This window comes from Pullulanibacillus pueri, from assembly GCF_014639255.1.
GTDB classification, from domain to species: Bacteria; Bacillota; Bacilli; order Bacillales; family Sporolactobacillaceae; genus Pullulanibacillus; species Pullulanibacillus pueri.
Window position 1 is genome coordinate 1 of sequence record NZ_BMFV01000055.1, and the last position, 19,154, is coordinate 19,154.

Sequence of the window (19,154 nt, forward strand, 5' to 3'; positions counted from 1 at the left end):
AGGAATGGGCTTGATCGTGCTGCACTCAGGTCACTTCTCTAAGATTTTCAAAAAGCTGATGGGAACGTCATGTGATTTGAAATGGCGTGAAGCTGGCGAAAATGAACGCCTATGGGTGGTTCAGCCGAATCATCCGATTGCCGAAGGTATCGGTGAGACGATTGAATTGGAGCATGAAGAGATGTATGGTGAGCATTTCGACATTCCAGTGCCCAATGAACTTGTGTTTGTGAGCTGGTTCAAAGGCGGCGAAGTGTTCCGCAGTGGGTGTGTCTTTAACCGAGGGCAAGGGAAAATCTTTTATTTCCGACCAGGTCATGAAACCTTCCCTACTTATTATCACGCAGATGTGCAACGCGTCATTAAAAATGCCGTCAACTATGTTGCCCCAACCAAGCGTGAGCAACCGATTCGCGGAAATGTCCAGCCGCTTGAGGAAATCTAATAAGTGATTTTCTAGACTTTGTAAACGATGTGCACCAAAATGATCCATCATGGATGAATGACCTCTACTTAGAAAAAGCTTTTCCCTGAGTAGGGGTCATTTTTTGGTAAATTTTGATGCCACTATATCAATTAAAAGGACTCCCTTTCCTGAGTAAGCCACCAAATTCTATCACTATTTTTGTGCTAGTCTGATTTTATTGACACCTTTATGCTAGGATGATAATCTCATATTAATATATAATTTATTTGTAGGTTTAAAATAATTAAAAGATTTCCTCTGTAAGCATTTCCCTCCTCTTTAGCTCTTTTTCAATGATTTATATAGCAATTTTGATTAAGTTGATCTGTTTTATCGGCTTTTATAGGCTATCCCATAGCAAAAGAGGTCATAAGTGCACGTTGATAAATCTAAGGAGTGAATGTGATATATGGTTGAACATACTCAAGACTATCGATCAGATGTCTTAGTCATTGGTTCTGGGGCAGCAGAAATGATGGCCGCAAGAACAGCAGCTGACCAAGGGGCTCAAGTGATTCTAGCGGATAAAAGTTTGATTGGCCGAGGTGGAGCGACAATTCTTGCTCAGATGACTGTCGCTGTGGCTTTAGGCGATGCAGAAGAGGACGATACAGACATTCACTTCCATGACACGATGGAGGGGGGAAGGGGACTCTCTGATCCCGAAATTGTAAGAGCGATTGTTGAAAAAGGACCTGAAGTTATTCTCGAAGTCGAAAAATTTGGTGTTCGTTGGGCAAAGACGGAGGATGGAAAACACTCACAAGTTGTTTCCCCGGGACATTCCCGCAAGCGCTGTGTTTATGTTGATATTTTGAATACCGGTGGCGCGACGTCCAACGGTCTCAGGAAGGCAATCTGGCGTGAGGATAAAATCACGCGACTTAGGAATGTAATGATAACGAGATTAGTCAAAAAAGGGGAGCGTGTGATCGGGGCTGTTGGTTTTTCAATGGAAACCATGGAGCCGGTCAGTTTTTCGGCTTCACAGGTTATTTTAGCAACGGGTGGATTGACAGAGGTTTATGAACGAAATAGTGCGTCGGTGAATATGACTGGGGACGGTTTCCTCCTCGCAGCTCAAGCCGGTAGCGAGCTTCGTGATATGGAAATGGTTCAGTTTTTCCCTATTGCCCATCTTTTTCCGCCGCTTGTTGGTATCGATCCCATCATGTGGGATCCCTTTCGCTATAAACTAGGTGGACGTTTGTTAAATGGGAATTACGAAGAATTTATGGATCGTTATGCGAATGAAAAAGCCGGGAAGTATACGGCGACCCGTGACATGACCAGTCTAGCGATTTTTAAAGAAGTTGAAGCGGGGCGGGGGACGCCCCATGGCGGTGCTTATCTAGATTTTCGCATGGTTCCTGAAGATGAATTGCGAAAAGGATTTGGTCCTGTTATTGATATTTTATTAAATCAAGGTGTTGACTTAACCAAAGATCTTGTTGAAGTGGCACCTATGGCCCATTTTATGCTCGGAGGTATCCGAGTGAACAAGGACATGGAAACAACGGTACCGGGTCTGTTAGCTTGTGGAGAACTGATTTACGGTATGCATGGAGCCAATCGTCTTTCAGGTAATGCGATTACGGAGGCATTAGTCACCGGGAAAATAGCCGGTGAAACGGCGAGCCGTGAAAGGAATGAGCCTGAGGATGACAAAATACTGAAACAGGAAAAAGAAAAGGAATGGTCAAGGTTACAAGCCTTTTGGCACCATGAGACATCAAAGGGAAAGAGTGAAACCCCATTAGAATTAAGAAGAAGCATTCAAAAGGTCATGTGGCAAGGGGCTGGCCCACTTCGCTCGGAGGAAACTTTAAAAGAGGCCTTAGAGGCCATTTTACAATTGCGGCAGACGTGTTTGCAAATTGATTTAGAGGAACAGTCGCACTTTGGTCTACCTTTTGTTGAAAAGTTAGAGGCCTATCATATGACCTTTATCGGTGAGGCTATTATTAGAGGGGCACTTGAGAGAAAGGAATCAAGAGGCGCTCATGTTCGATTAGATTATTCAGAGACTCTAAAACAAGGCTTTAGCTCTATCTTTACATTTGAGGGAGGACAATGGCAGTTCAAAAAGGAAATAAGCCCTGATCATACGGTTAATAAAGGAGTGCAATGAGATGTCTAATATTCGACTGATGGTGACGAGAGGCGACGCTGAGAAGGATAAAGAGCTGAGAGAGTATGAAACGCCTTTTAAAGAAGGTATGAGTTTGCTTGATGCGCTATTATGGATTCGCGAAAAAGAGGATCCCTCTCTCGGTGTAAGATATTCCTGCCGATCAGCTAATGCGTGTAAAGAATGTATGGCCCTCGTCAATGGAAAACCAGGCTATCTCTGCAGTATTAGGGCAACAGAGGGTTCAACAACAACGATTGAGCCCCTTCCCAAGCGGCCTTGGGTAAAAGACATTGTCACGATCATAGATTAACGATAAAGACCATGAATAGATAGATTATAGATTATTAGCAGAGGTGTGACTATGGATTATGCATTACATCCTATGGGAGACAGCGGGGTCATTATTGAGCTAGGTAAGGATATTAATGTAGAAACGATGAATAAGGTGAGGGCCGTGGCCAATTTCTTCGACCACACTCATTTTGATTGGTTGATAGAATATATCCCAGCCTTTACGACGGTAACGGTTTTATATCATCCCCTTTATTTTATTCAGCATAGCCAAGACTCAAGGCTGCCTTACCATCAGGTCTGTGATCTAATTGATCAATTCTTATTAGATTTAAATATAGGAACGGCTTCTGAGCCACGGGTCGTGGAGATCCCTGTTTGCTATGGTGGTGATTTAGGACCAGATATAGAAAATGTGGCGAGCCATAATGGTTTGACAATAGACGAAGTGATCGATCTTCATGCAAATGGTGATTATGTGGTCTACATGATCGGCTTTGCCCCGGGATTTCCTTACATTGGGGGCATGTCTGAAAAAATAGCAACGCCAAGAAGAGAGTCACCTAGATTAAACATCCCGGCAGGAACAGTTGGAATTGCCGGAAAGCAAACCGGGGTGTATCCCATCGAAACCCCAGGGGGTTGGCAACTTATAGGCAAAACACCTATTAAGTTATTTAGGCCGGGCAGTTCATCTCCAAGTCTTTTAAAGGCAGGAGACAAAATAAAGTTTACACCCATTACTCTAAAGGAATTCAATGAATGGGAGGGGACCGCTAATGATTGAAATTCTTAAACCGGGTCTCTTGTCCTCCATTCAAGATTTAGGGAGATTTGGCTATCAGAAATTTGGCGTCATTGTCAGCGGTGTGATGGACCAGCTCGCCCACCGTCTCGCTAATCTTTTAGTAGGAAACTTAGAGACTGCACCGACCCTTGAACTTACTCTTTTAGGACCGAGTATAGCGTTTAAAGAAGAGGCACTCATTGCTATTTGTGGTGGGGACCTTTCGCCTATAATTGATGGAAAACCGGTCAGAATGTGGCGCCCCATCTATGTGAAAGCCGGAAGTAACCTCATATTCGGCCCCTGTCGATCAGGCTGCAGGGCTTATCTTGCAGTCGCGGGAGGATTTGATATTCCCAAAGTCATGGAGAGTTATTCAACTTATATTCGGGCAGGTATTGGAGGGTTTAAAGGCCGAGCGTTAAAAGGAGGAGATAACATTCCATTTGGTCAGCGCTCATCTTGGGCCAATAGAATGATAGAGGGATTGGCTCCTGAGAAAAAAGCAGCAGGGGTGGTTGAATTTAGTTGGTCTGTGGCGCCTGATGTATTGCCTCTTCTTGAGTCTGAACCCAAGTTGAGAGTCATGGCGGGGAGACAGGCACACTTATTCGATCACAACTCTAGAGAAAAACTTTTTACGGAACCTTTTACGATTTCACCTCAGTCCGATCGTATGGGGTATAGACTAAGTGGACCACAGCTCAAACTGGAGACGCCAGAAGAATTGATTTCTGAAGCAGTAACCTTTGGGACTATTCAAGTTCCTTCGAATGGAAACCCTATTATCCTGTTGGCTGACCGGCAAACAACGGGTGGCTATCCCAAAATTGGACAAGTCATTACTGTTGATCTTCCGAAAATAGCTCAGCTTAAGCCAGGAGATAAAGTAAGATTTCAGAAAGTCTCCCAAGAGGAAGCGCAGCAGTTGTTATTGGAAAGAGAATTAAAGATTCAACAGCTTAAAAATGGCATTTTATTAAGATCAAAATAGGAGGATGTAAAGATGAGTACTGTGGACTTAAATGTTGATTTAGGTGAAAGCTTTGGTGCTTATACACTGGGAAGAGATGAAGAAATTTTAGATTATGTTACTTCTGCAAATATTGCCTGTGGTTTCCATGCAGGTGATCCGGCGACAATGCGTAAAACAGTTAAACTCGCGCTGGAAAAGAACGTTGGGATAGGTGTTCATCCCGGTTTACAAGATTTAATCGGCTTTGGAAGACGGAATATGGATATTTCACCTCAGGAGGCTTATGATCTCGTTGTTTACCAAATTGGCGCTTTGAATGCTTTTGTACAAGCAGAGGGCGGTACTCTACAACATGTTAAGCCTCACGGAGCCCTTTTTAATATGGCAGTCAAAGATGCTGGGTTAGCGGAAGGCATTGCAGAAGCCGTGTACAAAGTCAATCCTGACTTGGTTTTATTCGGATTAGCCGGTGGCGAACTTGTTAAAGCTGGTCAAAAGGCAGGATTGAGAACAGCCAGCGAAGTCTTCGCGGACCGCACCTACCAAGCAGATGGCACCTTAACCTCGAGAAGAGCGGCGAATGCCCTGATCAAGGATCGAGAGGTTGCCGTAAACCAAGTGATTCGAATGGTGAATGAAGGAAAAGTTAAGGCAGTCCAAGGCAATGATATTTCCATTAAAGCGGACACTGTCTGTATTCATGGTGATGGAGAATTTGCCGTAGAATTTGCAAAATATATTAGCGAGACTTTAGTCAAAGCTGATATTTCAATTGCAAAGATTTCATCGTTTGTATAAAAACAAAAAGGGGTTAGGGGATACATGACAAAAAATAAATCACAATTGAGTCTTTTAATGGGGGCAGCGTTTTTAATGGCCACTTCTGCTGTCGGGCCAGGCTTCCTTACCCAAACGACAAGCTTCACACAAACATTGGCAGCAAGTTTTGGTTTTGTCATCCTTATTTCAATTATTATTGATTTAGGAGCTCAGCTTAACGTGTGGCGTATCATAGCAGTCTCTGGGAAAAGAGCACAGGATATCGCCAATGATGTTTTACCCGGGCTTGGATTTTTTCTCTCGCTTCTGATTGTCCTCGGGGGACTTGCCTTCAATATTGGAAATATCGCGGGGGCAGGATTAGGAACGAATGTTCTTTTTGGTATGAGTCCTAAATTAGGTGCGTTATTGAGTGGCATTATTGCTATTGCTATCTTCCTTGTTCGTGAAGCAGGTAAGGTTATGGATCGGTTTGCTCTCATTTTAGGTTTTGTCATGATTATTTTAACGATATACGTCATGTTTACAGCCCATCCTCCAGTGGGTGAAGCTGTTATTCGGACATTCGCCCCTGCCAAAATCGATGTGCTGTCGATTATCACTCTTGTTGGGGGGACCGTCGGTGGCTATATCACCTTTGCGGGTGGTCACCGGCTAGTTGATGCAGGAGTGACAGGGAAAGAGGCGTTAAAAGAGGTCACAAAAAGTTCTGTTTCAGCCATAGGTATCGCCTCTATCATGAGGATCTTTCTCTTTTTAGCGGCTTTAGGCATTGTTGCCCAAGGTCTTCAATTGGATCCTAGTAATCCACCAGCTTCTGTCTTTAAATTAGCGGCGGGCATGGTAGGCTATAAGATTTTTGGTGTTGTGATGTGGGCAGCTGCCGTCACCTCAGTTGTTGGTGCGGCTTATACTTCTGTTTCTTTTATTCGCACTTTTAGCTCGGTTTTAGAGAAATATCATAAATGGTTAATTGTTGGTTTTATTGCGGTTTCCACGCTCGTTTTTGTTCTCATTGGACAACCTGTTAAGATTCTTATTCTTGTTGGTTCATTAAATGGATTGATTCTCCCGATCTCTCTAGGGGTTATGCTGATTGCGGCCTATAAGGTGAAAATTGTAGGTGATTATAAGCATCCATTATGGATGACCATTTTCGGAGGCATTGTCGTTATTGCGATGGCTTACATGGGGATCTACTCCCTAGTTAATGGTATACCGCAGTTATTTGAATAATAGGAGGGGTAAGAGATGTCATCACTAGCAACAGCAACACCTTCAGAAGTAAGACAAATCATTCGAAATAACCAATGGGTTAAGCCTACCTCTGGTGTTGCGGAAGGATATACACAGGGCAACCTTGCCATTCTTCCAAAGGCATTAGCCTATGAATTTTTACTTTTTTGCCAACGAAACCCAAAGCCTTGCCCTGTGTTGGATGTGACCGATTTGGGAAAACCCCATCTCCCATTGGTGGCTCCGGAAGCGGATATTCGTGTCGATCTTCCCAAGTATAGAGTGTATCGTAGAGGCGAACTGGTTGAAGAACCAACAGATATTACACATTTATGGACAGAGAATATGGTTGGGTTTCTTCTAGGGTGTAGTTTTTCATTTGAGAAGGCCCTCATGAATGCAGGGGTGCCCGTACGCCACATTGAGGAAGATTGCAATGTTCCAATGTACAAAACCAATATCCAATGCCATAAGGCTGGGCGCTTTGAAGGCCCGATGGTGGTCAGTATGCGACCGATCCCTGAACATCAAGTGGTTAAAGCTGTAGAAGTGACAAGCCAATTTCCAAACGTCCACGGTTCACCTATTCATATAGGAAATCCGGCAAGCATAGGGATCGAGGATATTAACCGGCCAGATTTTGGGGATGCCGTTCCTATCCGAGAAAATGAAGTGCCTGTTTTTTGGGCCTGCGGGGTGACGCCTCAGGCGGTCGCGATGCAAGTAAAACCTGAAATAATGATTACTCACGCACCTGGGCATATGTTTGTTACGGATAGAAAAGAATAAGAAGTTATCAAGATATATAGAGCTACTGATCACCCCCTTCTCTACGAACTTTAGGTTCCTGAGAGGGGGTTTTTAGTTCGAAATCCTACTAGTTCATTTGCTTTTTAGTTGGGGCAAAAACCATTTAAAAACACTTTTAAGCTCTCTTTAATGGTTCCTTTATTATTCAAAGGCCATCTCTCAAAAAGCGTATTGCTTTTCTTAGGGGTATCCATATTAGGAATTGAAGTCAATGATGAAGCAACAACGGCTAAGGTGATTCCTGTTCGAGCTGATAGTGTGGATTTTCGCACCCGGCTACTCGCTTTCCTCATGCCCACAGGACCAAGGGAAGTGTCTCAGAGATGTGCGAGCAGTTCAAAACACAAATCGTAGAACCTTCCTTTATCTCTAACTTTGACCTTTTATCCAAGAGTGTCAGCGTATCATATTATGATTTTACAGGAAATAGACTGGGGATAGTGAGGCTATAGTGGCTGTGACGGTCTATAACTATGAGATAAAAGGAGTTTATTATATTCCATTGAATTTTGGCAATACTGTGTAAAAGGAATAGAGGAGGTGGAATTGTGGGTGCAGTTGAGGATTTGTATAGAAAAAGTCAAGTTTTTGATTCCTTGTTCAAAACAGTAGTTGTTGTCATTGAGACGAATGATTATAGCGAAGAGGAAGAAGATTATATTAAGTACTATCTCACAGTTGAAAGTACTGTCAATGTCATTTATGAAGAAATTACTGCTAAGGTGACTTTGCTTGATGTTGCGATAACCGACACCATATATCGCTTCTTCAGATCGGATATTCCTCCACAAAGAATAAAGACCCCGTTGGCCCTGCCTTTATTTACTGAGGACGCCGAGGAACTTCTATTTACTGATGACTGGAATAATGAATATCCTGAATTACTTTTTGATGCGATTGAAGATACAATGCCCTATGTAAAAGTTAGGGATGTAAATGGGAAGTCTATCCGTTATTTTTTTAATATTCGAGAAATGTATTTAGATGAATAATCTTCTACCCTTATTACTACTATAAAAGTCTCAGGACTATTATAGTGGTTTTTTATTGTCAGGACGTGGATTTTCATGGTAAAAGAGAGTCATTGATCGTAGATGGGTTATAGGTTTCCTCAACAAAAAATATGTTTACAAAGTGAGAGAAATAGAGTTTAATAAGAGTGAGACAAAATATGTATGAATCTGTCATATTGTGTAAGAATAGAACGTTTTATAGGAGGAACATTTTTGAGATCACAAAGAAGCAAACCGAAATCAAAGCTTAAACGATTTTTCTTAATCGCTGGCATTGTTTTAGGGATTTTGATTGTTGCTGTTGGTGGCTATGGGTTCTATATTTTTCATTCTGTGAGTAAAACGGCAGATAAAATGTACAATCCCCTTAAAGGCGTAAAAAATGAGGATTTACCTCTTGTTAAAAATAAAAAGTCGGCAACACCGATTAATATATTGATACTAGGCGTCGATGAACGTAAAGGTGATAAGGGTCGTTCAGATACCATGATTGTCGCTTCATTAAATCCAAGTACAAATTCGATGCTTATGACAAGCATTCCCCGGGATACACGTGTCCAAATCCCAGGTCGCTCCGGCTATAGTAAGATTAATGCTGCTTATGCATATGGAGATGAAGAGCTAGCGGTAAAAACAGTTGAAAAATATTTGAACATTGATATTCCTTACTATGTGAAAATGAACATGGAAGGTTTAGCTGATCTTGTTGACGCTGTTGGCGGCATTACAGTCAATAATGATATACAATGGACGGATGAAGGGTTTTATAAGAAAGGCTATGTGTATAAGAAAGGGCAAATTTATTTAGACGGACCTAAAGCTATGGGCTTTGTTAGAATGCGTCATGAAGATAACCGTGGGGATTTTGGGAGAAACTTAAGACAGCGTGAAGTCATCCAAGGGATTCTTCACAAAGGAAAAAGCTTCACATCTGTGACGAAAATTGATAATGTCCTTGATGTTTTAGGTGGAAATGTCACAACGAATCTTTCCTTCGATGATATGAAGCGTTTGGCTACAGACTACCGCACTTGTCAGCAAAACATTAAGGATTATGAAGTGAAGGGAACAACTGGTACTATTGATAAAATCAGTTGGGTACTTGTCTCTGATGAAGAGTTCCAAAATGTGCATAATAAAATTGAAAATCAATTAGCAAGTAAGTAAGATTATGATGCCCTCACGAAAAGTGAGGGTTTTTAATTCTCTCGGATTATTCCTTATCATCAATAAATTGGGCAAATAAAAAGAACCCTCTGTCCGGTCATCGGTTAGTGAGTTCTTGTGCTTACAATGATAAAGTTTGTCTTTCTTTGTTTTGGTCATTCGAGTTTGCATATCAGTGAATGCGAAGGGACTACGACTAAGTTCTGGATTTCTTTTTCCTTCTCTTACCTTTTTCTGGCGTTGCTTTTTTGCTTTTGAATGGGACAATGCGCTCACTCCTCTATTTTAATACTTCTTATTATATGGTGTTCAAGCGGTAAAGGGAATACGGGAAGCCGAATACGAACAGGAAATGAGGTAGGACGAAACAAAATAATGAATACAAATATCGTCGAACAATGCAAGTTCAAGGAAAAGGAGAGCGTAGCCAAAATACAGAGACTTAAAAAATCATAAGAGCCACGATTTTTTTTTGCGAACGTTATTCTCCTAATCGCTTTCCTTAGTCCTTCGGGATTAGCAACCCGCGTTACGTCACGAATAGACTTCGAGTTGTTCCGAGTAAGCTGACTTCGAAGCACTACTCGTAGACACAGGAACAAGGGAACTTTTTTCATAAATACTTTAGAACACACATATCAACCATCTCCAAGTGAGCTGAGGCCGTGCCCATGGAAAGTGAAGTCTTTTGATGGAGCGATTCGCCCCCATGCTAAGAATAAAGGAAAATCCGTTCATTCATAGAATGTTCGGATTTTCCTTTGAGTGAAATACGTCTATCTCAATCTCGTTTTATTGTCACTAGTCTTTTTTATTTTGCAAAGGCGTCGGTAAGATTAGGAACAATTTGCTTTTTACGTGAGACAACACCTTTAAGAAGAATAGTATTGTTATCAAGCGTTCCACCAAAGGCTTGTTCAACTTTACTCGCTTCTTTACCTAAGGCTATGCCTGTTGAATCGTTTTGTAGGATATCGGTGATCACAAATAAGAAGAGATCTAAATGCTTTTCATCAATAGTCTTTGTGATCGCCGCTTCAATCTCAGCTTGGCGAGCCAACACTTCTTGAGTATCCACAGTGTTGACTTGAGCAATTTCAACTTTAGCATTGCCCATGTCAAATGGCTTCGCATCAAGGGTGATGAGCTGCTCTACTGTTTTGTCTTGTAGATTAGCGCCCGCCTTTAACATATCTAAACCATAGGATTCTGGATCAACGCCAGCAATTTCAGCCAGTTCACGTGCTGCGGTTACATCCTCATTGGTGCATGTTGGGGATTTAAATAAAAGGGAATCAGAGATAATCGCTGATAACATCAAGCCTGCAATCTCCTTAGAAATAGCAACGTCATTTTCTTTATAGAGTTTCTTTAGAATCGTTGCAGTACAACCAATGGGTTCCGCACGGTAATAAAGCGGATCGGCAGTTTCGAAGTTAGCAATACGGTGATGATCAATCACCTCTAGTACACGGACTTGATCAATATCGTCAGCACTTTGCCCGCGTTCATTGTGATCGACAAGAATAACTTCCTTGGCTTCACTAGCAACCTTTTCAACAAGGCGTGGGGCTTGGACATGAAATGAGTCTAGGGCAAATTGTGTTTCCCCGTTAATTTCACCTAAACGAACGGGTTCGACATTTAACCCTAGTTTGGTTTTTAAATCAGCATAAGCAATTGCTGAGCAGATGGTGTCGGTATCAGGATTTTTGTGTCCGAAAATGAGCACTTTTTCCATTGAGCATGTCTCCTTATGTATTCATATGAGTGAGTAAAACCTAACGAGTATAAATAAATATTACCATAAATCAGCATACAAATCATAGGCAGGTGTAGTGAGAATGGAGAAGGGAAAGGGAAGCGTCTTATAAATGTTACGTAATAGATAAAGAGTTGTAATCAATTGTAAGTTAAATGCAACCATGTAAGGGGTATCACAATAATAAGTGAAGTTCAAAAGGAGGAGATTCTAAAATGCGGTACAATAATATCATGGTGGCATTTGATGGCTCTGAAGGTAGTCAGAAGGCGCTTGTACATGCAGCGAATCACTTAGAGGGTGAACTTACAGTTGTGACGGTCGTAAAGGAAAGAAAGGGTTTGGACTTTGTTGTGGGAGCAACAAGTGAAGTCAATCCAGTTGTTCTCAATAATGGGATGTACCAATATCCTGTGGATCGCCAAGCTTCTATAGATGTTCATGAAGCTGACCTCGTGCAACAGGGGAAACAACAAGAGGTACAACAAGAAGGGGAAGACATTTTAAGATTGGCCAAGGAAATCTTAGAAAAACAGCATGTCAAAGCGAAGACAGAGGTTCTAGAAGGTGAGCCTGTTCAAGTGATTTGCGAGCACGCCCAAGTGAATGATTTCGATCTTATTGTCGTGGGCAGTCGCGGAGTATCTGGGATTAAAAAACTTGTACTTGGGAGTGTCAGTCAAAAGGTAATTCAAGAATCCGAATGTCCTGTGCTTGTCGTAAAATAGAAGGAACATTCGGATTGGCAGGCGGATAGTGCTAAAGAGCAATGTCCGCCTGTTTTTTTGGTTTAACTTTGCGGAAGACCTTATAAGGGCAAACTTTGGATTTTATTCATTAGTAGCCTTTATGATAATCAACAAGATTAATAGAAGGGGCTTTTCCCTTAATGTATTCTTTTAAATTAGGGATGAGGAGATCCTCGATCACACGTTTTGTATAGTGTTCTGTTGAACCCGCGGAATGAGGGGTGATAATGACGTTATCTAATAACCATAAAGGACTATCGTTATCCAAGGGTTCATTTTCAAAAACGTCTAAGCCTGCTCCGGCAATTTGTTCTGTTTCCAAAGCCTTTGTAAGGGCCTGCTCATCAACGACCTCGCCACGGCCAATATTAATAAAGAAGGCTGTCGGTTTCATAAGGTTAAATTGTTCTTCTCCAAAGAGATGATGGGTTTCCTGGGTCAGTGGTACGGTCACAACAACGTAATCACAGCTCGGTAAGATAGCATTTAATTGTTCTGTTGTCACCATTGTGTCGACAAAGGGCTCTGGTTTGTCGGAATGCCGGACACCGATGACCTCCATACCAAAAGCCTTTGCGATCTTGGCTGTTTCTTTTCCGATAGCACCTACGCCGATAATCCCGATCGTTTTCTCGTGGACTTCAAGGTTAAGGTTGGCTTCATCCCATTTTTTGTCTTGTTGTTGTTTAACATAAGTGGCAATTTTTCTTGTGAGGGCAAGCATCAATGCAAAAATGCTTTCAGAAATAGGGTAGGCATGGACACCATTGGCACTCGTTAAGTAAATGTCTCGAGCTGCTAGAGTATCCAAAGGATAGGAATCCACACCTGCGCTCCAGCTTTGAATCCAGCGTAACTTTGAGCTCTCGTTATGTAAGCAAGGCTCCACCATCTTGGTTCTCCAACCCGCGATGACCTCAGCGTCTTTTATATGTTTTGTCCAGACCTCGGGATGCCCTCCCATAATAATATCCCAATCCGGAATAACGTCTTTTACTTGTTGAAGAAGGCTTTCATTAATATCATGTGCAATCACAAGTTTTCTTTGCATATAGCCACCTCATCTGCAGTTTATGTTCTTATTTTATCAAAATCTTGATAGTATTGCAGACAATAGGTCCGGATTTGGTTATTGATTAAAAACATTTTAAATTTTATTCATAAAGTCACATGTCGGGTGAAGGCACGAAGAGAATGAATGACTTAGTCACCTCCGTATCTTCTCATACAAGAAAAGACGAGGGATCTCACCCTCGTTTTTTTCGGGACTTATTTTTAAAAATATAGTAAAAGAAAATAAGACTTCCAATATTTCTCTTCCATAATCTTTTGGGTTCATGTAGGAGTCTATACAGCCATTCCATACGCATTTTACGTAATAAGGAAGGCGCTCTTTTAATCCGTTCAGAAGCGAAATCGATATAGGCGCCTACACCGACAAACAATGTGGAATGAATGAGATCCTTATGATTATAGATCCACTTTTCTTGTAAAGGGACGCCCATTCCTACAATCACGATATCGGCTTTAGATTGATTGATCTGTTCTACTATTTTTTGAGAATGAGTAAAATAGCCATCTGAGCAGCCTACAATTTTTAACCCAGGGATGCGTCTCTCAAGCTTAGTTTTAGCCGTCTCTGCCACACCAGGCTGTCCACCTAATAAAAAGATACTGTCACCTGATATGGCGGCCGCTTCTAATAATTGCGGCGTAAAATCAGTTCCATTAAGATTTTCATCAAATCGGAAATTAAAGAGCTTAGCCCCTAATTCCACGCCTATGCCGTCATTTAATACGAAGTCACTTGCGTTAATATGCTTTCGATAGATGTCATCTTTTTGCGCTATGTTATAACAGTGGGCATTGAGAAATAAAATAACAGTTTTTTGTTTTTCATTGAGACGAGTGGTGATTTTAGATAAAATTTCATTCCTATTCGTAACGTTCACTTTTACATTCCCTAGGAGTCTATTTTCCACTATTCTACCTCACAAGTTCTTTATTTTATTTCCACTTTATTATAAAACAATCACTAGATTCAGAGCAATTTCAACTTCTGGAAGAAGAATTAAGAGAAAAATGTCGAAATTTTAGGTAAAATATCTTCCCAAATATGTAAAAAAGATGTACAATAGATTTTGACAACAATAGTCCATTTATGGCATTTAATGGCTGAGTTTTACTGCTTATGTCTGCTAACCCTTGGACCTGGCACAAAAGATAACAATATTTTTATTGGAGGTGAAAAGGATGGGAAGAAAATCAATCTTTTGGTTGTGGTGCCATTCACGATGTGAGGTTCAATGGGGGAAAAGAGTATAGAGTAAATGCTAAAATTTAAGCTTTAAGGAGGTCATTAAGATCGTTAAAATTGTCGAGGCTGAGCGGTACTTTATTAATACCCACACCATGGCCTTATTTCCTTCATTAGGAGAATTTGGTCACAGACAAACCGTTGTTTTAGAAGAAGAGCGAATAATTGTGGTCAGGGAAAAACCTTTAGATATTATTAAACATTCATGCGAGTTTTTTAGTGCAAGTTATGAAGGGCGTAAAAAGGGAACTAAACGATTAATGAAGATTACCCATATGCCTCCGATTGTCATTAGTAATAGTCAAATGATCATCTTTTTTCCATTATCATCTCCAGAGAATGCTGATTGTATCTGGCTAGCCCACAATCATGTTAAAGACTGGGACAAGATTAAAGGAAGCCATAAGAATCATAAGACTTTAGTCATCTTTAGTAATCTCCAGACCTATCCCCTATCCATGCAATCATCCACCTTTGATTTGAAGGTCTGTCGCGGTTCCCGGCTTAAACATATTATGGAAGAATCCGAGGAGCAAGCGGCCCATCATCCAGATCATTTTTCCAAAGTCTATGAAATAGGATTATACGCAGAGCCAAAGCATTTAGAGGAAATATTACTTAAAGAAGATGGATTTTACAAACTTATTAGCAGTTTATAAGGAAGGCTCATTCTTCTTTATAGAAATCCCCCTAGGTTATTGTATACGTACCTTAGGGGGAATTTTATAGAAATAAGTGATTTTAGGCTTCTGCTACTTTTGTAGACGTTTTTCTTTTCCTCACTTTTTCCTTCTCCTTCATAGTGATACCGGTAATCCCATAGAAGAGAGAAACGAGTGGGGTCATTTGTGCTAAAAAACAGAAGGGGATATAGACCAATGGAGAAACCCCTAATGCTGCTGCAGTAAAGAGACCACTTCCAGTCCAAGGAATGAGGGCTGCGCTCTGCGTCCCTGCATCCTCTAATATTCTAGATAAATTTTCTGGCTTTAAGTTAAGTTTGTCAAAAATAGGTTTCATTAAAGTCCCGGTCATGACTGTTGAGAAATAGACAGCCCCACCAATAGCCAAGGTAGCATACGTGCAAATAATGGTGGCAAAGACTAGCCATCCGGTGTGTTTGATGCGATTGGCAAAGGAAGCAATAAGGGCCTCTAATACCCCGGCTTCGCTCAACATACCACCAATCCCAAGAGCGAAGAGGAAAAGGGCAATGAGTTCAAGCATACTCGTCAATCCTCCGCGTTGAAGTAAAGAATCAACCATGTCAATGCCCGATTGGACATGATAGCCACTATATAGAATGTTTAACATATCGACAAATCCAACCCCTTGATAGAAAAGCGCAATGAGCGCGCCTACCATTGATCCGATAAAAATAGAAGGGACCGCGGGTTGTTTTAAGATGAGTAGCAAGAAGAGAACAGCCACTGGGATAAGTGGAATAATCCCAAGATGAAAGTGTTCAGATAAATAGTTCGTTAACGTATTGACATTTTCTGCATCGATGCTTTGATGGCCATACTTTAATCCAATGAATGTAAAAATAATGGCCGTGATGATATAGGCAGGAAGTGTCGTCCACACCATATGCTTGATATGGCTGATGAGATCGCCTCCCGTCACTGCAGGTGCCAAATTTGTACTATCAGAGAGCGGTGACATTTTATCACCAAAATATGCTCCGCTAATAATGGCGCCAGCGGTTACTCCAACAGGGATATTGAGACTAGCACCGATGCCCATCATAGCCAAGCCTGCTGTACCAATAGTTCCCCATGAGGTTCCTGTTGCTAAAGAGACAATTGAACAAAAAAGCAAAGTTGTGACTAAGAAAAATTGTGGGGAAATCGCTTGGATACCATAATAAATTAAAGTTGGCACCGTACCTGCAGCTATCCATGCGCCGATTAAAATCCCGACGATTAAAAGAATGAGTCCCGGCTGTAAAGCTTTACTCATAGAAGTGATCATTGATTTTTCAATTTTTTGATAGGAAAAACCTAGACCCTTCATAAATGGGATTAAAGCAATTATACCGATAAGCATCAAGATTTGAATCGGAGCACCAAAGACAAGAAGTCCCACAGCAATAATAGCAGCAACAACAATGAGCATGGCAAGTGCATAGGAAAATGATGGTTTTTTAATTTCTGACTCCAACAAATCACTCCTTTAAAGATCATTTATTTAAACCATTCCTTACATTCTCGCAAGTTAACGTGCCGTTAAGTGAGGCTGACGATGACTGCTGAAACATTTAGAAAAGGTATATAATAATCTTAATACAATTTGAATTGACAGTAAATTCGGGTATTACAGCATATTAGTGTATTCAGTTACTCCTCATGGGTTATGGAGACTTAAACTTCATTATTCGTAAAAATACTCTGGGATGAATCGGTATACCTTAAATGAGACATAGTAAGGTCGCAAGGAGAGGGTGAATTGGACATCGCATCGATGGATGGAGCTTTGATTTGTTAGGGATTATCTTTATAATATGAGTATTTAGTATTAATAATGGAGTAAAAAGGATAAAATCAGTAAGGTAGGGTCGAAAGCTGGAAGGGTAAGGAGGAAACGAACATGGACAAAAAAGAAAAGGAAGACATAAAAAACGGACATGTTGATATAGAAAAGCTAAAGGTTCAGCCGGAAAATATGGCTGAGAAAGAGGCCTATATAAAAGAAGGCTTTTGGAAAAAGATAAAACGTTATGCCTCGAGAGTGCCTTTTGTGAATGAGGCGGTGGCATTGTATTATTGTGCGCTAGATTCAAAAACACCCGTGTGGGCAAAAGGGGTTGCAGTAGGAGCCCTTGCTTATTTTATTATGCCGACGGATGCCTTGCCGGACTTTCTTCCTTTACTCGGATACACGGATGATGCGAGTGTTGTGGCGGCTGCCCTTGCCTCCCTTGGTAAATATGTAAAAGAGGAACATAAGGCCAAAGCCTATCAAGCTTTAACAGGCAAGAAGGAAATAAAGGGTGAGGAAAGAGGGACTCATGGATTTGAGTGACCCTCTATTTTTTCTAGTGGATAAATGGTCTTACCAAACGTAAGCTGCGCCAACGATGATCAATAAAATGAACAACACAACGAGCAACGCAAAGCCGTTACCGAAACCTGCGCCTCCATCTACACCATAACTCATGAAATCACCACCTAGTCAAGTGATACTATAGCGTATGACAAAGGGAATGATTTTGAATAGGCGATTGCCGCTTATATGAAAAGTATTGGTCAGAATGGAGCCAGTACAGGAATGTGTCACTCATGTGATGATGAAAGAAGGCTAAGCTCCTTGACCAAACATGGCGGAGTCTTTACATTTGAAAAGAAGAATGAAATAGAAAGATCAGTGACTGAATACATAAGGTAATGCCAATAAATGAGAAATTAAAGCCTAAAATGAATAGGGTACCCTTTCCTCATAAACAAAGGGAATTATCCTAAAAGTTCCCATAATGAAAGGATCCCACCGGAGATGGCAGGACCCTTCATGAAGAAGGAAATGTTAAGTTAGTGGGTCTTTCGGTTAGTTATCTTTCGGAGACACCCTCTTTCAAAGGTTTAATGTTCTTCGTGAAAAGCTTCCTTTTCCAAACGAACCATCTCCTCAAATTTAGCCGATAGTGCCAAAAACTTTTTTCTTTCCTCTTCAAAAATTATGATGTCCACAATGCTAAAAAGATATACACCTTTTTTTCATTTACTCAGAATGTGTGTTATAGGCTACTGGCTTTTTTTGAAAAAGATCATAAAGGATAAAATTTTAGTCATCAGGACGGTGTGGATCTCTGCTCAAAAACGTTAGCTTTCCTCATCCCCACAATCGTGGTCCCAACTCATTTTGGAATGGACTCTTTGTGTTCCCAAGTCTTTAAGCAATAAATCCTTTGTTCCTGCGTTTACTCGTAGTAAGCTTTCTCGGAACAACTCGAAGTGTATTCTTGAAGTAACGCTCGCCCCGTTCCCGAAGGAGTCTAGTTTAGGCATCCGTGAGTCATCGGTGCTGAGGAACACACTGAGTATAAGTGTTCCGAATCTCGTGTCTTCCGCTCCAATCCTCTTGGTACTGACGATGCCTTTTGGTAAGAAAACATTTTAATGCCCAACTAAATAAGGACCGGGCACGCTTTTAAGCCTGGTTTTTCTTAAAAGGAAAGAAAGCATAAAATTTTGGATATAACCAGAGTGAACAGTGTTGATTTTCACTACAGGCTGCTCGCTTTCCTCGGGCACGGCCTCAGCTAATTTTGGAATGGACTATATGTGCTCCAAAATGGATCTTCGGACACGTCTGTTCCCGAAGGAGTCTCGCGTCTTCCGTTCCAATCAACTGGATTGCTGATGCTGTCTTTTGGTGAAAGAACACTTTAATTCCCAACTGAATAAGGACCGGGCATGCCCGGTTTTTCTCAAAGAATATGAAAGCCGTCGAAGCAATAAAGAGATCGGTAAAAAATTTGTTTGCATGGATAAGGACCTAGTGTAAGCCAAGTTTTTCAAGAAACATACGGTTGATGAAGGAAGAAAGGGTTTCAACAAAATAGACTTTCTCTGATGAGGCGCCTTTGGACAGAAATGAGAGGAAGCGGCTGATTAGAGTCCGAAGACAGGGCGCCTTTGGACAGAAATGAGAGCAAGCGGCTGATTAG

At 41.2% G+C, this 19,154-nt stretch carries 19 protein-coding genes; 13 read left to right on the forward strand and 6 right to left on the reverse strand.

Annotated elements, in window-relative coordinates; translation table 11 throughout:
* The 10 genes from IEV91_RS20525 to IEV91_RS20570 form a co-directional block, all read left to right on the forward strand.
* The coding region (locus IEV91_RS20525; RefSeq protein WP_188499293.1) for a ThuA domain-containing protein at positions 1-445 on the forward strand (445 nt) is incomplete at its 5' end.
* 430 nt (positions 446-875) lie between these two features.
* Positions 876-2,597, forward strand: coding sequence for an FAD-binding protein (locus tag IEV91_RS20530; RefSeq protein WP_188499294.1), 1,722 nt, complete (start codon positions 876-878; stop codon positions 2,595-2,597).
* A gap of 1 nt (position 2,598) precedes the next feature.
* Positions 2,599-2,910 (forward strand): 2Fe-2S iron-sulfur cluster-binding protein, encoded by a 312-nt coding sequence (locus tag IEV91_RS20535; protein ID WP_188499295.1) that lies wholly within the window; start codon positions 2,599-2,601, stop codon positions 2,908-2,910.
* Between the two features lie 51 nt (positions 2,911-2,961).
* Positions 2,962-3,678, forward strand: coding sequence for a 5-oxoprolinase subunit PxpB (gene pxpB, locus IEV91_RS20540; RefSeq protein ID WP_239541457.1), 717 nt, complete (start codon positions 2,962-2,964; stop codon positions 3,676-3,678).
* Positions 3,671-4,672 carry a 5-oxoprolinase subunit C family protein gene (locus tag IEV91_RS20545; protein WP_188499297.1) on the forward strand — a complete coding sequence of 334 codons (1,002 nt, stop codon included), beginning with the start codon at positions 3,671-3,673 and terminating at the stop codon, positions 4,670-4,672. Before pxpB ends, IEV91_RS20545 begins: the two co-directional genes overlap by 8 nt.
* A gap of 12 nt (positions 4,673-4,684) precedes the next feature.
* Positions 4,685-5,452: a 5-oxoprolinase subunit PxpA gene (locus IEV91_RS20550; RefSeq protein WP_188499298.1), complete on the forward strand. Its 768-nt coding sequence runs from the start codon at positions 4,685-4,687 to the stop codon at positions 5,450-5,452.
* A 24-nt stretch (positions 5,453-5,476) separates the two neighbouring features.
* The gene (locus tag IEV91_RS20555) at positions 5,477-6,670 is read left to right on the forward strand and encodes an NRAMP family divalent metal transporter (RefSeq protein ID WP_188499299.1); all 1,194 of its coding nucleotides are present in this window, start codon (positions 5,477-5,479) and stop codon (positions 6,668-6,670) included.
* A 15-nt stretch (positions 6,671-6,685) separates the two neighbouring features.
* Positions 6,686-7,459 (forward strand): putative hydro-lyase, encoded by a 774-nt coding sequence (locus IEV91_RS20560; RefSeq protein WP_188499300.1) that lies wholly within the window; start codon positions 6,686-6,688, stop codon positions 7,457-7,459.
* A 569-nt stretch (positions 7,460-8,028) separates the two neighbouring features.
* Entirely contained in the window at positions 8,029-8,472 is a 444-nt protein-coding gene (locus IEV91_RS20565; RefSeq protein ID WP_188499301.1) for a hypothetical protein, read from the forward strand.
* 234 nt (positions 8,473-8,706) lie between these two features.
* Positions 8,707-9,660, forward strand: coding sequence for an LCP family glycopolymer transferase (locus IEV91_RS20570; protein WP_229745679.1), 954 nt, complete (start codon positions 8,707-8,709; stop codon positions 9,658-9,660).
* Here the strand turns inward: IEV91_RS20570 and brfA are convergent.
* Both brfA and IEV91_RS20575 read right to left on the reverse strand, forming a co-directional pair.
* Positions 9,646-9,927: a ribosome rescue factor BrfA gene (gene brfA, locus IEV91_RS22115; RefSeq protein ID WP_229745680.1), complete on the reverse strand. Its 282-nt coding sequence runs from the start codon at positions 9,925-9,927 to the stop codon at positions 9,646-9,648. The genes IEV91_RS20570 and brfA overlap by 15 nt on opposite strands.
* A 544-nt stretch (positions 9,928-10,471) precedes the next feature.
* Positions 10,472-11,401 (reverse strand): manganese-dependent inorganic pyrophosphatase, encoded by a 930-nt coding sequence (locus IEV91_RS20575; RefSeq protein ID WP_188499303.1) that lies wholly within the window; start codon positions 11,399-11,401, stop codon positions 10,472-10,474.
* 236 nt (positions 11,402-11,637) lie between these two features.
* Here IEV91_RS20575 and IEV91_RS20580 point away from each other — a divergent pair, with 236 nt between their 5' ends.
* A complete protein-coding gene (locus IEV91_RS20580; RefSeq protein ID WP_188499304.1) occupies positions 11,638-12,150 on the forward strand; it encodes a universal stress protein in 513 nt (170 codons plus the stop codon).
* Positions 12,151-12,259: 109 nt separating this feature from the next.
* On the opposite strand, the gene IEV91_RS20585 is transcribed toward IEV91_RS20580, so the two are convergent.
* A complete protein-coding gene (locus tag IEV91_RS20585; protein ID WP_188499305.1) occupies positions 12,260-13,222 on the reverse strand; it encodes a D-2-hydroxyacid dehydrogenase in 963 nt (320 codons plus the stop codon).
* 196 nt (positions 13,223-13,418) lie between these two features.
* Complete coding sequence (locus tag IEV91_RS20590; RefSeq protein ID WP_188499306.1) at positions 13,419-14,153, reverse strand: WecB/TagA/CpsF family glycosyltransferase; 735 nt, start codon at positions 14,151-14,153, stop codon at positions 13,419-13,421.
* A 415-nt stretch (positions 14,154-14,568) separates the two neighbouring features.
* Here IEV91_RS20590 and IEV91_RS20595 point away from each other — a divergent pair, with 415 nt between their 5' ends.
* A complete protein-coding gene (locus tag IEV91_RS20595; RefSeq protein ID WP_268236419.1) occupies positions 14,569-15,147 on the forward strand; it encodes a competence protein ComK in 579 nt (192 codons plus the stop codon).
* 82 nt (positions 15,148-15,229) lie between these two features.
* On the opposite strand, the gene nhaC is transcribed toward IEV91_RS20595, so the two are convergent.
* Positions 15,230-16,651, reverse strand: a complete 1,422-nt coding sequence (nhaC, locus tag IEV91_RS20600; protein WP_188499308.1) for a Na+/H+ antiporter NhaC — start codon at positions 16,649-16,651, stop codon at positions 15,230-15,232.
* 426 nt (positions 16,652-17,077) lie between these two features.
* Here nhaC and IEV91_RS20605 point away from each other — a divergent pair, with 426 nt between their 5' ends.
* The gene (locus tag IEV91_RS20605) at positions 17,078-17,512 is read left to right on the forward strand and encodes a YkvA family protein (protein ID WP_204871355.1); all 435 of its coding nucleotides are present in this window, start codon (positions 17,078-17,080) and stop codon (positions 17,510-17,512) included.
* 30 nt (positions 17,513-17,542) lie between these two features.
* Here IEV91_RS20605 and IEV91_RS20610 read toward each other — a convergent pair whose 3' ends face one another.
* Positions 17,543-17,647: a YjcZ family sporulation protein gene (locus IEV91_RS20610; protein WP_188499309.1), complete on the reverse strand. Its 105-nt coding sequence runs from the start codon at positions 17,645-17,647 to the stop codon at positions 17,543-17,545.
* Between the last annotated feature and the right edge of the window lie 1,507 nt (positions 17,648-19,154).

Excerpts from the sequence above, each read along its gene's own strand:
- pxpB (WP_239541457.1), top strand. The coding sequence starts at position 2,962 with ATGGATTATGCATTACATCCTATGGGAGACAGCGGGGTCATTATTGAG.
- IEV91_RS20530 (WP_188499294.1), top strand. The coding sequence starts at position 876 with ATGGTTGAACATACTCAAGACTATCGATCAGATGTCTTAGTCATTGGT.
- IEV91_RS20575 (WP_188499303.1), bottom strand. The coding sequence starts at position 11,401 with ATGGAAAAAGTGCTCATTTTCGGACACAAAAATCCTGATACCGACACC.
- IEV91_RS20610 (WP_188499309.1), bottom strand. The coding sequence starts at position 17,647 with ATGAGTTATGGTGTAGATGGAGGCGCAGGTTTCGGTAACGGCTTTGCG.
- IEV91_RS20580 (WP_188499304.1), top strand. The coding sequence starts at position 11,638 with ATGCGGTACAATAATATCATGGTGGCATTTGATGGCTCTGAAGGTAGT.
- IEV91_RS20605 (WP_204871355.1), top strand. The coding sequence starts at position 17,078 with ATGGACAAAAAAGAAAAGGAAGACATAAAAAACGGACATGTTGATATA.
- IEV91_RS20560 (WP_188499300.1), top strand. The coding sequence starts at position 6,686 with ATGTCATCACTAGCAACAGCAACACCTTCAGAAGTAAGACAAATCATT.
- IEV91_RS20585 (WP_188499305.1), bottom strand. The coding sequence starts at position 13,222 with ATGCAAAGAAAACTTGTGATTGCACATGATATTAATGAAAGCCTTCTT.
- IEV91_RS20550 (WP_188499298.1), top strand. The coding sequence starts at position 4,685 with ATGAGTACTGTGGACTTAAATGTTGATTTAGGTGAAAGCTTTGGTGCT.
- IEV91_RS20535 (WP_188499295.1), top strand. The coding sequence starts at position 2,599 with ATGTCTAATATTCGACTGATGGTGACGAGAGGCGACGCTGAGAAGGAT.
- IEV91_RS20555 (WP_188499299.1), top strand. The coding sequence starts at position 5,477 with ATGACAAAAAATAAATCACAATTGAGTCTTTTAATGGGGGCAGCGTTT.
- IEV91_RS20545 (WP_188499297.1), top strand. The coding sequence starts at position 3,671 with ATGATTGAAATTCTTAAACCGGGTCTCTTGTCCTCCATTCAAGATTTA.